A 15,054-nucleotide genomic window follows, 5' to 3' on the forward strand; every position below is an offset into this window, starting at 1 on the left:
GATTTAAAGATCCCCTTTTGGAGGGTTTCTGCCTATCATCGGAAATTGTTCAACTTCTATTACTTGACCACTAATTGGTCCGCTTTCATCTGATAATAAATAGATGGCAGCCATGGCCATTTCTTCTGGCTTAAAAAGTCGCTTGGCTGGAGCATATACATTTGGTAGATGTTCAAACCAATTTTCATTTTTACCTTGCGCACGTTGGTTAATCAACTCATTTTCAGTTAATACCCACCCTGGATTTATTTGGTTGACTCGCACGCCGTGCTCTCTGAATAATGAATCCCCTAGATTACGGCTCATGGTCATTAATGCACCTTTTGAAATACTATAAGCTAGCAAATCAGGCTCACCACTCCATGAATTAATTGAACCAATGTTTACTACACATCCACGTGTTTTCACTAATTCTGGTAAGGCTCTTTTTATAATTGCAAACGGTGCTAATGTATTTACCGCAAACATTTTTTCTAAAAACTCTACTGAAGTTGTACTAATATTTGAAGGTATTACGATGGCAGCATTGTTTACAACAGCATCTAATTTACCATAGGTATCAATAGTTTTTTGAATCAATTTATCAGCAGCATCATTTTCAGTAATATCTAAAGTATGGCTAACTATATTCGCGGAATCGCAGCTCTTAACAAGTTCTTGACCTAATTCATCTCGCAAACCATTAACAACTATCTTGGCACCTTCAGAAAGGCATTGTTTCACAATTGCTTTACCTATACCTGTATAACCGCCTGTAACTAAAATTACTTTGTCTTTTAAACGCATATATAATTAATTTGGTTTTAATACACTTTTAACCACTTTACCAGAATGCATTTGCTCAAACGCTTCATGCCAATCTGTAAAATTCCATACGCCACCTATAATGGGATTCACATCTAATCTTCCCGAAGCTAATAAGGATAGTACTTTTTCCCAAATAGGCCAATTATGGCTAAAACTACCCTGTAAACGCACATTTTTTTGAACTAATGGGTCTAAAGAAAAGTTCAGGGGTTTTGGTCCCCAGCCCACTTTAGTTATCTGACCGTTAGGGCGTACTAATTCTAGCGCCATTTTCAATGTAGCACTAACGCCTGCCGCATCAATCACGCAATCGACACCAAGTCCATCTTGTTTCTTAGCCCAATCATTAGCATCACCAATAATTACTTCACATCCGTATTGGGCAGCTATTTGAAGACGACCTTTGTCTTGTTCTAATCCAACCACTGCAACTTCAGCACCACATAACTTTGCCATAGCTGCACAAAGAATACCAATTGTACCAGGGCCAATTACTATTACTCGATCACCAGGATTAATATTTGAGTTAACCACAACTGAATTATAGGCTACCGAACAAGGCTCTGTTAAACAAGCTTGTTCAAAAGGCAGCTGATCTGGCACCGTATGTAAACATCTTGCGGGTACCTTTACAAAACGGGTCATTGCACCATTCACACCATAGCCAAATCCTTTTCGGGTTGGATCTAAATTATAAAGACCTTGACGTGACATTGGATTATTAGTGTCAATAACTGCTGCGGTTTCACTAACGACCCGATCACCTTCTTTCCACCCTGTAACATTACTTCCTAATTCAGCTATATGACCTCCAAATTCATGACCCAATACCACCGGATAATTTACTGGCCAACTATGATCAGAAGTCCATTGATGAAGATCACTTCCACAGACACCGACATTAGCCACTTCTAACAAAATATCATCAGATCCAATTACAGGCTTCGCAATTTCACGAATTTCAACACTTCCTTTTTCTTCAGCATAATTTACTACAGCAATGGATTTCATAGGTATATTTCTTGTTTTATTAATCAATCTTAAATTTCATCATATGAATGAATTTTTTCACATATCATTCGTAATGATCCCTCAAGGTCACCATCAGCAGTTTTAAAGGCATCTGCATCAATTGTCAGAGGCGCGCCCAAAACTACAAGCGGTGCACCATATTCTGGGCATTGAATTGCTTGTTCAAGTGATAATCCACCTACAGCCTGAACAGGAATAGTAACAGCTGCAACAATTTCTTTTAATTGATCTAATGGGCTAGGCATTCGCTGACCGTTTGCTGCAATACCACGACGTTCGTCATAACCAATATGATGCACAATATAATCGCACCCCAACCTTTCAAGACGTTTTGCACCTTCAATCATATCTGGGCAGCCTAAATTATCACCCATAACTTTTACGCCAAAATCACGCCCTGCTTTTACAACAATTTTAATAGTTTCTTCATGCGCTCTTGCCATAACCACAACATGTGTAGCACCTGCTTTCGCCATCATTTCAGTTTCTAGATAACCACCATCCATAGTCTTTAAATCAGCTACTATTGGTACATTTGGAAAAGCTTCTCGTAGTTTTCGAACACCATGTAAACCTTCAGCTAAAAGTAGGGGAGTACCTGCTTCTAACCAATCAACACCTGCTCGCATAGCCAGCGCAGCAGTTTCTAATGCTTCTTCAATATTGGTAAGGTCTAATGATATTTGAACAATTGGTTTCATACTTTACTATATTTTTAAATAACTATAAATTTGATATATGGTTATCTAGAAAAGTGATTCTAGAATCTATCCATGAATTAATAAAATTGATTTCTTCTTCGCTATATCTATAGGGCAAGTCTTCGTATAAAGCCTCTCGTTGATAAACTCCGTTTGATTTGAGGTACTCATAATTATCACCCAATAGCTTTTTTAAACTAGCTGCAGATAAATTCGACGTTTGTAAAGTTGCCCACCTACTTTTCAGTTCAGTAACAAATATTGGACTTGTTATGAGTCTATCAAACAATCCGTTAGATAATATAAAATCAGTATTGTCGTATCTTTCTCCAGACCATTCGTTGCCAAATGTACCGTCCATATCCCATGCTACAAATAAATAAGGCATATCTGTATCATAGCGGGCAGTATATAAGTTTTTGCCATTATTATCTTGAGCATAGGTAATATTCATAAAAAGGTAATAATCGACGGCATTTTGAATATCTAGCCAATTCTCAATCTCAGAATCAAAATCAGCAGTTTCACTGTTGACTACAAAATCAACAAATGATTGAATATTTGACCAATCAAATTCACCTATTTCATCAGGGTATTTCATTTCATAGCCGCTCCAATAAAACTCAGAATTACTAATTGGTTCTACACCATAAAAATTAACACCATCACCATGACTATCTCCTTTGTAAAGTTCACCTCGTATTACTTCATCGAACTTTTTTAATTTCAACTGCTTACGGTCTACTTTTTCACCCAAATAATAGACACCTCTATAGGCACCGTTTAAAAATAATTCACAATATTTTCTTTGGATTCCTAATACCGCTTCAGGTTCATCTTCGCTATAATTAAATCTTGCCATTTGAAGCCATAAAGCGTGCGATGAAAAATCTCGAACCCGTAAAGGTTCATTCCAAAGTCCGTCTAAAATCCAATCATCATCATCCCGAAGTCCAAGTAAGGACTCACTTTTAGTATCTTCACCATCAAGTTCTTCCCATAATTCAACGCTATAAGATTGTTTCGGAAAACTTTGTGAAAACCCACCTCTTACTTCAATACCTATATTACTTTGATATGGTTCTACATTATTTTCAAAAATGGTGATAGTGCCAGGTTCTTTGGGGTCATCAGGAATATCCGGAGACACGGTTGTAAGTGCAATAATCGGAATTTCAGTTCTATACAGTTTAAATGTACTATTAGAACTTGTAGCTGTGTATTCTTTGCCTAAGTCAAGTTTAGTATCAGCTGGGCTTATTACTAAAGTATCGTTATTAATTACAATTCTCGAAGTAAAATCAACAGCATCGCCATTATAAAGAATTAGCGAGTTCAAACTGTCAATAACATAATTCTGTTCGGATAAAGTTCCAACAATTTCAGGAACTAAAGGATCAATGTGTTCTTCAAGAATTGTATTCTCCTTTTTACAAGAAGAAATGATCAAAATGAATAACAAACAGGATAACCTAGCACAAAATTGTAGGGATGCAGATAATAATATTGGTTTTTTCATAACATTAAACGCAATGGGAGTAAAATTACTTTTTCAAATGAGATTAATAAACAAGATATGCGTCAATAACTTATAGAATTTTGACCTGAAAATTCAAAAGAAGTTACAGAACATCTAATACTTTTTGATACTTTACGTCAAGCCGATTTCTTGTTTCTTCTGTGATGTATTTTTTTTGATCTAACTGTTGTGGTTGATCTTGAGCGCAAAAATAACTATGAATACTTCGTCTATATTTATTGGTGTAATTTGTTGTACCCCCGTGCCAAACATGTGAGTTAAAGATATACACTGAGCCAGCTGGAGCTTGAATCAATACTTGATCTGGATGTGCCAAATTCACATCTTTCATAACTTCATTTGGTAGTAATTTTGATTTATGAGTACCTGGTACAATTCTGGTAGCGCCATTATTTTCAACAAAATCATCTAATAACCAAATTGTATTACAGACTTTATAATGTCCGTCTACAATAGAATTACCATAATCAACATGTAATTTTTGATGTCCCAGTCCAGGTTTTGCAGCCCTATAATTTAAAGACGATAATTTAAAATGTTCGCCAAGAACAGCAGTAATACCTGCTAAAACTTTATTGTGTGTATAGAACACATCAAAAATGGCTCCTTTATTCACCAAATCAGCTAAACGATCAGCACCTTCTTCTTTAGGATGTCGAATGTACTTTGATTCAAACAATTCAGAACCTGCATTTTCGCCTTCAATTTGGAGAAGTTCATCAATTTTATCATTAATCGCTTTCACTTGTTCGTTTGACAAAAGTTGACCTAATGAAACATAACCATCTCTATCTAGTGTTTTTAATTCTTCAGTACTTAGCATATTTTGTTTATAATGATTCACCTCTAAAGTAATAAATATCTCATTTCTTAGGCTAAAAAAAGAATTCTGAATATGTACTATATTTGAAGTACTTCAAAAGAATTCTTTTTAAGAAATCAATTTAAACATAACTCATGAGTAGAAGAAAATTCATAAAACAATCAGGTGTATTAGCAACTTTGGCAGTGCTCCCCACAAATTCTTTTACCATGATGCCAAAAAGTAAGTTTAAAATGGGGCTACAGCTTTTTACTATTCGTGATGCAATGACTATCGATCCAATAGCTACCTTAAAAAAGGTGAGAGCCATGGGTTATGAAGATTCAGAGTTATTTGGGTATGATGGAGAAAAAGGCACTTATTATGGAATGAAAGCCGTTGATTTTAAAAGTTTACTAGATGATTTAGACTTTACGGTAACTAGTGGCCATTATGACTTTTCTAGTTATTTTATGAAACCCTTTTCCGAACTGCTGTCTTATGTTGACCAATGCATAGAAGGTTCACATAAAATTGGTTCAAAATATATTACTTGGCCATGGTTAGCACCGGAATACAGAACAATCGAAAACTTTAAAATTCTCTCTGAGAAATTAAATAAAATAGGAGAGCAAGTCACAAAAGCTGGGTTAGGTTTTGCTTACCACAATCATGATTTTGAATTTACTGATCATAATGGACAAACCGGTTATGATATCATTTTAAAAGAAACAGATGCTGACTTTGTAAAACTACAAATGGATATGTATTGGGTAGAGCATTCTTCAAAACTGAGTCCGAGTGAATTAATTACTCAAAACCCAGGACGCTATGTGATGTGGCATATAAAGGATATGGATAAAGTTACACGTGATTATTCTGAACTAGGCAATGGTTCAATCGATTATGTTGACATGCTTTCTAAAATTGACAAAGATGCATTACAATATTACTATATAGAACAAGGAAGTAATTTTGCGCACAATTCAATGCAAAGTATTGCTGATAGTGCTGCTTATTTCAAACAAAATTTACAACAGTTTTTATAAAATTTAATTTCGGTGTATTAAAATAGAATCATGTGTTACGATATAAAAGCAAGTTTAGAAGCCCAATTAAAAAGAGCCGAAAGACTTGGTGATTTAAAGGCAATAGACGAGATAATAGAAAAACTAGCTCCGTTAACAGATTTACCTTTACATCATGTTTCAGGATTCAGTCATCCAGAAATATTAATTTATACAGACCGTTCACCAAATTATCCTGAAGTAGCCACTTGGGGCTTAGTACCTTCTTGGGTTACCCACGAAGAGCAGTTAAAAAAGATATGGAATTCAACCTTAAATGCCAGAGGTGAAACTATTTTTGAAAAAGCATCATTTCGCGAAGCAGCCAAACACAACCGATGCATTATTTATATAGATGGTTTTTATGAACACCATCATTTTAAAGGTAAAACCTATCCTTATTTTATAAAGAACAAGAACAATGAACCACTAGCGTTAGCTGGGCTATACACCGAGTATACAAACAATAAAGGTGGAAAAATGGTAACATTTACAATTGTTACTACAAAAGGAAATTCATTATTAAAAAGAATACATAATAACCCTAAACTAGAAGGGCCACGAATGCCATTCATTCTTTCAAAAGAAATAGAAAATGATTGGCTAAATACAGAAATAGGAGCGGAGTTAATTAATCAAACTCTAGAATTGATTCAAGAATATCCGACTGATAAATTAACAGCCCATACGGTAAATCGAATTCGAGGTAAATCATACCTTGGTAATGTTCCTGAAATTTCAGCACATTTTGAATATGAAGAGTTAGAATTTTAGAAATTAGTATGAATCGTTTTTGGGAAATTCATACTTTTTATTGACTTTTTAAGGATTACATAAATAAATCTTATCTCCCATTCTGGGGTGAATAAAGATGGTTTAAGCTATATCACGTTGACTTTTAAACACAACTTTTACACATAAAAAAAATAAAATTAATTGATATTTTATTTTTTTTAAGAAAAATCTATTCTTACTTTCGAAAAGTTAAAAATTTGTTAAGCCACTATTTTATTGCACTTGTATTTTAATTTATCTCAAGAAATCACCCATAAAATTAAAATATAGAAAAAGCAACTAAATAATTGACTTAACAATTTTTATCTATTTAAATAATCACAACTAACTTAATTTAACTTATTATGAGGAAAAATCGCTTAAAAAAATTAATGCCAAAAGCGGCTGGATATTTATTACCTGCGCTGCTATTTTTTCTGGGTATTACACAAACGTTTGCGTCGCTAACATTTGCAAGCCCAGATTTTCTTAAAAACAATATTTTACAATCAACTGTAACTGGTGTTGTGAACGACGAAGACGGTATACCTTTACCTGGTGCTAGTGTTGTAGTAAAAGGTACAAATCAAGGAGCTGTCACTGATTTTGACGGTAATTACGCAATCGATGTAGATTCAGATGCTATTTTAGTATTTAGTTACATCGGTTATAAATCTGTAGAAATTGCAGTTGCTGGAAATTCAACCATAAATGCAAATTTGGCAATTGATGCTGGTCAATTAGATGAAGTCGTAGTTGTAGGTTATGGTACTCAGAAAAAGAAGAACCTAACTGGTTCTGTAGGTATTGCTGATGCAGAACGTCTTGAAAATAGACCAATTACTTCAGCAGGGCAAGGCTTACAAGGTGTTGTGCCAAACCTAAATGTATCTATTAGAAACGGGGACCCAAGTGAATCCTCCGAGTTTAATATTAGAGGTTTCACCTCTATTAACGGTGGTAGTCCATTAATTTTAGTTGATGGGGTGCCAATGGATTTAGAACGTATCAATCCAAATGATATTAAAAGTGTTTCTGTACTTAAAGATGCTTCCGCTGCTGCGGTTTATGGTGCTAGAGGTGCTTTTGGGGTAATTTTAGTAGAAACAAAAAAAGGAAGAGTTGGTAAAACAGCTATTAACTTTAGTACGCAGCAATCATACGCTAAACCTATTTTCCATATTGATCCGGTAACTGACCCTTACGATCTTGTTACTTATTTAAACGAGGCTACGATAAATACGAGTGGACAACCTAGATATGATGACGACTACGTTGCTGGAACACTGCGATATTCTCAAAATCCTATACCAGAAAATGAATGGGGAGTTGTTAATGGTAATTTACGCTATTATGGTAATAACGATTACAATAATAAAGCAATTGCAGATTTTTCTCCACAGCAAACCTATGATTTTAGCATTAGTGGTGCTACTGAAAAGGCTTCCTATTATGTTTCATTCGGATATTTAAGCAAAGATGGGTATATCAACAACACGGAGAAAAATGAGAAATTCAAACGATATAACATCTTGATGAAAACCGATTATCAAGTAAATGATTGGTTAAATTTAGATTCTAAAATTGTTTATAATAATCAGAATAGTGACAAACCACATTTTTACAATTGGGATGTTAACATAAATACTGTAGCTAGAGTTACGGCTATAACACCTTTAGAATTCCCTGATTTACCTTTCTACCAAACTCCAGGAGATAGAGCTACATATGAACCATTAATTGGTGAATATTTTGGAACTTTTTTTCCATATTTAGAGGATGGAGGTCGTGATACTTTTAATGCAGGAGATTTATGGTTAACACAAGGCGTTACATTAGATCCAGCTCCTGGATTTAAAATCAGAAGTAATTTTTCATATAATTCCTTCAATAGAAACGATAAAGATGTAGCTAGTAAAATTGAGATAGTAAGTACTGATCTTAATGCGGATCCAATATTAACCAATGGATTGAGTGGCAATGATTACATTCAAGAATCCAATAATCGTAATGAGTATTATGTTTTTAATGCTTTTGCTGAATATGAATTTAATGCAGATAATGAAGACAAAGACCACTTTGTGAAAGCAATGATAGGTTTTAACCAAGAATGGGGTCACAAACGTTATTTCTCAGCTCGTGCACAAACATTAATTACACCTTTAATTACTAATATTAGTGCAACAACAGGAGCACAAACAACTGGAGGAAATGAGTCAGACTTTTCATTACGTGGAGCTTTTTATCGTTTCAATTATATTTTTAAAGATCGCTATCTTTTAGAGTTAAATGGTAGATATGATGGCACATCTCGTTTCCCTACTGATGACCGTTTCGGTTTCTTTCCTTCAGTTTCAGCAGGATGGAACGTTTCAGAAGAGCCATTTATGGCTAATACAACTGATTGGTTAGATCAATTTAAAATAAGAGGATCATGGGGGTCATTAGGAAATCAATCTGTTGAAGAGCAATATGGAAACTACCCTTATATTACAAGTTTAGGTTCTAGTACATCTCCTTATATTTTAGGTTCGGGAAGAACACCTTACGTTAGTCCAGGGGGCTTAGTAAGTCCATCGCTAACATGGGAAACAGTTGAATCTAAGAACCTAGGTATTGATTTAGCGATATTTAAAAATAAGCTAGCTGTAACAGCTGATTATTATACTCGCGATACTAAGGACATGTTAATGTCAATTGATTATCCTGGTTTGCTAGGTACAAGTGCACCAGCGAGTAATGCTGCAGATTTACGTACTAAAGGATGGGAATTATCAGTTACATGGCGTGATACTTTTGGCGAACATGGTAGATGGGGGTTAAACTTAGCTCTAGCAGATAGTCAAACAGAAATAACTAAATACAATAATCCTTCAGGAGCACTTTCAGAATATTATGTTGGTCAAAAAGTTGGAGAAATTTGGGGATATGAAACTGTTGGTATTTTCCAAACTGATGGGGCCGTAGCAGCCGCACCAGATCAATCACCAATTGGAAATAATTGGTCTGCCGGGGATATTCAATATGCGGATTTGAACGGTGATGATAAAATAGATAGTGGAAGTTCTACATTAGAAGATCCGGGTGACCGTAAAATTATAGGTAATACTACAGCTCGTTATTCCTTTGGCATTAACCCAGATATTAAGTATAAAAACTGGTCACTAGATATGTTTTTCCAAGGTTTGTTTAGAGATTATCTTCCTAACAATGGCAACTGGAACGCCTTTTACCCGAACAACGCAAATCTTGTAGAGAAGTATTACATATCGGAATCATGGAGTCCTGAGAATCCTAATGCATATTTCGCAAAACCATTAATCGGTACTTCTGATAAACGTAATATTTTACCACAGTCACGATATGTTCAAGACGCATCATATATTCGACTTAAGAATGTAACGCTTAGTTACAATTTACCAAGTACATTACTTGATGATTTAGGTATGACTAAAGCGCAATTATATCTTTCAGGACAAAATCTATGGGAATCAACAAAAATGCATAAACCTTTAGACCCTGAATCGATATTTACTGTGACGCAAGAGTATTATTTACAACGTATTTTAACCTTTGGTGTTAATGTATCGTTTTAATCAAAAGAATATATATACTATGAAAACAAATAAAATAAAAAATATAATGTGGTTTGCAGTTGCTCTGCTTGTAATTGGCTGCAACGATGACTTCTTAGAAAGAGCACCACTTGATAGTGTAAGTGATGGTACCTTTTGGTCCACTGAAAGTGATCTTCAGGTATACAATAACAATTTTTATGATTTAGCAAGACAAGATCACGCAGTACCAGCAATGATGGGTCACTCTGACGGTTTTAATAGTCATAAATATGGAATCTGGTATTTAGATGAGGCATCAGATAATATAACCGCTCAGCATAGTAGACATGATCGATATCGGTCTTTACGCGCTGGAATTCATGTAGTTCCTGATGGAGCACAATGGTATGGTTACACGGGGTGGAATTTTGTTCGTTCTTTAAACATAGGCTTACAAAATTATGACCTAGCCAATGTAGCTGAAGAAGTAAAGGATAAATATAGAGCTGAAGCACGACTTTTTAGAGGTTGGTTCTATGCTGACAAAGTTTCTAAATTTGGCGATATTACATGGATTGATGAAGAACTATCAACTGAATCAGAACAATTATTTAGTGCTAGAACGCCTCGTAATGAAGTTATGGCTAACGTATTAGAAGATTTGAATTTTGCTACTGCAAACATTCCAGAATCTTGGGGTGATGGTGGTAATCATGGTCGTTTAAATCGTTGGGCTGCATTGTTAGTAAAATCAAGAATTTGTCTTTTTGAAGGTACTTGGCAAAAATACCATGGCGGTACTAATAGTGAAATGTGGTTGACCGAAGCGGCAAATGCAGCTAAAGAGCTAATTGATAACGGTGGTTATTCATTGTATTCAACTGGTGATCCTTTACATGACTATAACGCATATCACCGTCAATTAGATTTAGACGGTAATTCTGAAGTTATTTTATGGAGAAAATATGATCCAGGTCAATATACAAATCACGTAATGTCATATTGGAGAGGTTACAATGGTGGTGCGACCAAGAGTATGGTAGAAGATTATCTTTGTACTGATGGTAACCCTATTACATTATCTGATTTATATGAAGGAGACGCAACCATTGAAGATGTTTTTGTAAACAGAGATCCACGTTTACGCCAAACTATTCTTCATCCAGAAGATCGTGAGTTTTATAATTTTGGGAATAGTGCCGACTTTACATATCCTCGTGTTACCGGTATGGTAGGAGGAGAAAAAAGTGCAACAGGTTACCAAATAATCAAAGTTTATGATGCGGCAGCAGCATATCGTTCTTATAATACGTCATGGACACCTGCAATAACATTGCGTTTAGGTGAAGCCCTATTGAATTATGCTGAGGCAGTAGCTGAATTAGGTACAATAAGCCAAGGTGATCTTGATTTGACTATTAATGCACTTCGTGATCGTGTGGGTATGCCTCACTTAGATATGAGTGCTGTACCAGTAGATCCTCGTTATACAGGTGACGGCATTTCTCCATTAATAGCTGAAATTAGGAGAGAACGACGTGTTGAATTGTTTATGGAAGGCTTCCGTTATGATGATTTACGTCGTTGGAAACAAGGTTCTAAATTAGCAAAGAAAGATTTCGGTATCCAATGGGACGCAGCTGCAGAGGCACGTTATGAAGGCGCAACAGTGGTAACAGCCGTAGATGCAGAATCTGGAAAAACCTATGTTGATCCTTATGGTGGTTCAGATTGGGCAACACCTCAATTTGATGAAAGCAAGCATTATTTGTGGCCTATTCCACTTTCAGAAATTTCGCAAAACCCAGATTTAGGTCAAAACCCTGGCTGGTAATTGTAAATAGTAAGTATTTATTAAAAGACAAGGCCATCTTTATGAGATGGCCTTTCTTTATTTTTAACTAGACCAAAGCAACTTATTAATCATTCACAAAACTGATTTAACAATGAGATCAAAAAAAAATATTTATTTAATAATTTTCGTGCACTTATTTTTATTCTGTTCAATACAGAATATTGCTGCACAAGAAACAGACAAACAACCAATTCCAAAACTAGACAATCCTATAAGCGTTCAATATTTACAGAAAAAGCTAAAGAAGAATGGTCCAAAATTGGTTTTAAATTCCAAGATTGAAAAAAATCTTAAAAAGCAACTTCAAACGAATCCAGTAGTTAAAAATCTATTTAAAGCGATACAAGAAAACGCTATTGAAATACAAAAAGAGCCCCTATTAATTAGAAAACTGGAAGGCCGAAGATTATTACATGTTTCTCGTGAAATGTTATACAGAATGAATATTTTGGGTATGGTTTATAGAATGGAGAAAGATTCGGTTATTCTAAAGCGTATTAATGATGAAATAAAAGCAGTGTGCAATTTTTCAGATTGGAATCCTTCACATTACTTAGATGTTGCTGAAATGGCAATGGCAGTTGCGTTTGGTATTGATTGGGCAGGTGAAGCACTACCCGTAAGCACAGTAAAACTTGCCAAATCTGCCCTCATTGAAAAAGGCATCAAACCAAGTTATAACGAGAAAGGAAATACCGGCTGGGTGGGCGGAAATAATAATTGGAATCAAGTTTGTCATGGAGGAATGATAGCAGCCTCTATTGTAACGGCAGATATAAATCCGAAGCTAGCTTCTCAAACAATTAGCCGTGCTTTAGATAGTATTCCGCAGGCTCTAGTTTCTTATGGCCCAGATGGCGTATACCCTGAAGGTTCTACCTATTGGTCTTACGGAACTTCATTTTCTGTTTTTACAATTGCTATGCTAGAAAGTGCTTTTAATACTGATTTTGGACTATCGGAATTCCCTTCTTTTATGCAAAGTGCAGATTTTAGATTATTAAGTAATGCTCCTTCTGGATGGTATTATAATTTCGCTGATTGTGGAGATAAACGAAGCGAACAAGGTGATATTACGTTAGCTTGGTTTGCTTCTAAAACTGGTAATAAAACATATTTTGAAGAAGAACGTTTTCTGGCACCTGCTTCAGAAATGGGTAAACTACCAAGAAATGCAGGAGCTGGATTGGTATGGATATCTCAATACAAAGAAAAAGGTGACCAAAAAATACCTGAAGCTTGGAAAGGTGATGGTGATAATCCAATAGTGATATTTAAATCACCAGAAAGCGACCCACACCAATATTATTTTGGTGGTAAGGGTGGCAGAGGAACCGTGCCGCATGGTAATATGGATGGAGGTTCTTTCATATTTGAGGTCAACGGTGTACGTTGGTCTATTGACACCGGTAATCAACGATATCATGATTTAGAAAAGACAGGTTTTAATCTTTGGGATAGATGTCAAGAATGTGAACGGTGGACACTTCTAACTAAAAATAATTTCGGTCATAGTACCATATCTGTAAACAATAAACATCATGTGGTTGATGGAAAAGCAATCATAACTGATTTTAAAAATGGTGCTCAACCAGAAGCTACAATCGATTTAAGTGCAGCCTTTAAAGGACAATTAGAAAGTGCAAATCGTCGTTTTGTTAAAGATAGTCCGAAATCATTATTAATTGAAGATACTTTAGTGGCATCAGATTCTACAAACTTGATAACCTGGCAAATGTTAACCATAGCTGATATTGAAATTGTGGATGGTGGAGCTATTTTACATCAAGATGGAAAACAATTAAAATTAGAAAATTTATCACATCCAGAATTGTCTGTATCTGTTATTTCTTTAGACCCATCACCAATAAAATTAGATAGACAAATAGAAGGTTTGAAACGAATTGAAATACTACTTCCTGCATACACATTAAAAAACAAAAAAACAACGTTAAGAGTAAGATTGTCAGGAGATTAATTAAATTTCCTTAAATTTTGAAAAAAGGCATATCCTCACAGATATGCCTTTTTTATTTAAATGAAATAATAGAAGAGTCAACTGTTAATTTACTCATAAAGCAAATTTTTATTTTAAACCATAGTTCAATTTAAAAGTCTTAGAGATGTAGAGAAAAAAGAATATTAACCTTTTTTAAAATATAGAATTATGAAAACGCATATTAAAACATATACAGTATCCGCTTTATTATTATTAGCCTTTGCACTTCCAAGTTCAGCGCAAGTTCGAAAGCGAACAGCTACAAAAACAGTAACTACACGAACAGTAACTAAAAGCACACCAAATAGAGTATCAAGTAGAAAAGTTGTTTATAAAACTCCTAAAAAGAAGGTTGTTTCTGTACGAACTGTGCCCAATAGAACCATAATAAAACACAAAGGTCAAAACTACTATTACTCCAACAGTAATTACTACACTTACTCAAGAGGAAGATATATAGCCATAGCTCCTAAACTTGGGTTTCGTATAAAAACCTTACCAACTAATTACAAAAGAATACGCTTTAACAATCATATTTATTTTAACGTTGGCGGCACCTTTTATTCACAAAACAATAGTGAATACGAAGTAGTAGAACCAGAAATTGGAACGTTAGTTTACGAACTTCCTGACGGTTACGAAAAAGTAGATATAGATGGACAAACTTACTATGAATTTGCAACCATTCTTTATGAAAAAGTTCAAATTGATGGAACAAGAGCCTATGAAGTTGTTGGTATCATAGATATGGAATAAGAATAATTTAATCTTGTTTAAAAATATACAGGCGTTTCCTTTTCAAAAAGGAAACGCTTGTCTTTTTTCCTTTAAACCAGAGTTGTTTTGGAATAGTTTTTAAGTTTTCTCAGTTAATAAAATCCAAACGGGGTACTTTTTCGTATTGAATGGTAACTAAGTAA

The 15,054-nt window shown here is 34.8% G+C and carries 11 protein-coding genes; 6 read left to right on the forward strand and 5 right to left on the reverse strand.

Annotated elements, in window-relative coordinates:
* Positions 1-3: 3 nt before the first annotated feature.
* The 5 genes from JQC67_RS13290 to JQC67_RS13310 all read right to left on the reverse strand — a co-directional run bounded on the left by JQC67_RS13290 (position 4) and on the right by JQC67_RS13310 (position 4,903).
* The gene (locus JQC67_RS13290) at positions 4-786 is read right to left on the reverse strand and encodes an SDR family NAD(P)-dependent oxidoreductase (RefSeq protein ID WP_203253409.1); all 783 of its coding nucleotides are present in this window, start codon (positions 784-786) and stop codon (positions 4-6) included.
* Between the two features lie 6 nt (positions 787-792).
* Positions 793-1,818, reverse strand: a complete 1,026-nt coding sequence (locus JQC67_RS13295) for a zinc-binding dehydrogenase (protein WP_203253410.1) — start codon at positions 1,816-1,818, stop codon at positions 793-795.
* Between the two features lie 29 nt (positions 1,819-1,847).
* Positions 1,848-2,540 carry an orotidine 5'-phosphate decarboxylase / HUMPS family protein gene (locus JQC67_RS13300; protein ID WP_203253411.1) on the reverse strand — a complete coding sequence of 231 codons (693 nt, stop codon included), beginning with the start codon at positions 2,538-2,540 and terminating at the stop codon, positions 1,848-1,850.
* A gap of 22 nt (positions 2,541-2,562) precedes the next feature.
* A complete protein-coding gene (locus JQC67_RS13305) occupies positions 2,563-4,059 on the reverse strand; it encodes a CotH kinase family protein (RefSeq protein ID WP_203253412.1) in 1,497 nt (498 codons plus the stop codon).
* Between the two features lie 103 nt (positions 4,060-4,162).
* Positions 4,163-4,903 (reverse strand): phytanoyl-CoA dioxygenase family protein, encoded by a 741-nt coding sequence (locus JQC67_RS13310; RefSeq protein WP_203253413.1) that lies wholly within the window; start codon positions 4,901-4,903, stop codon positions 4,163-4,165.
* Positions 4,904-5,037: 134 nt separating this feature from the next.
* On the opposite strand from JQC67_RS13310, the gene JQC67_RS13315 reads away from it, so the two are divergent.
* The 6 genes from JQC67_RS13315 to JQC67_RS13340 all read left to right on the forward strand — a co-directional run bounded on the left by JQC67_RS13315 (position 5,038) and on the right by JQC67_RS13340 (position 14,890).
* Complete coding sequence (locus tag JQC67_RS13315; protein WP_203253414.1) at positions 5,038-5,931, forward strand: sugar phosphate isomerase/epimerase family protein; 894 nt, start codon at positions 5,038-5,040, stop codon at positions 5,929-5,931.
* Positions 5,932-5,961: 30 nt separating this feature from the next.
* Positions 5,962-6,723, forward strand: a complete 762-nt coding sequence (locus JQC67_RS13320) for an SOS response-associated peptidase (protein ID WP_203253415.1) — start codon at positions 5,962-5,964, stop codon at positions 6,721-6,723.
* Positions 6,724-7,088: 365 nt separating this feature from the next.
* Positions 7,089-10,319, forward strand: a complete 3,231-nt coding sequence (locus JQC67_RS13325) for a SusC/RagA family TonB-linked outer membrane protein (protein ID WP_203253416.1) — start codon at positions 7,089-7,091, stop codon at positions 10,317-10,319.
* A 19-nt stretch (positions 10,320-10,338) separates the two neighbouring features.
* Positions 10,339-12,114, forward strand: a complete 1,776-nt coding sequence (locus JQC67_RS13330) for a RagB/SusD family nutrient uptake outer membrane protein (RefSeq protein WP_203253417.1) — start codon at positions 10,339-10,341, stop codon at positions 12,112-12,114.
* 112 nt (positions 12,115-12,226) lie between these two features.
* The gene (locus JQC67_RS13335) at positions 12,227-14,113 is read left to right on the forward strand and encodes a heparinase II/III domain-containing protein (protein ID WP_203253418.1); all 1,887 of its coding nucleotides are present in this window, start codon (positions 12,227-12,229) and stop codon (positions 14,111-14,113) included.
* A gap of 189 nt (positions 14,114-14,302) precedes the next feature.
* Positions 14,303-14,890 (forward strand): DUF6515 family protein, encoded by a 588-nt coding sequence (locus JQC67_RS13340; RefSeq protein WP_203253419.1) that lies wholly within the window; start codon positions 14,303-14,305, stop codon positions 14,888-14,890.
* The last annotated feature ends 164 nt before the right edge of the window (positions 14,891-15,054 follow it).

This window comes from Aurantibacter crassamenti (assembly GCF_016811105.1).
Classification (GTDB): Bacteria; Bacteroidota; Bacteroidia; order Flavobacteriales; family Flavobacteriaceae; genus Aurantibacter_A; species Aurantibacter_A crassamenti.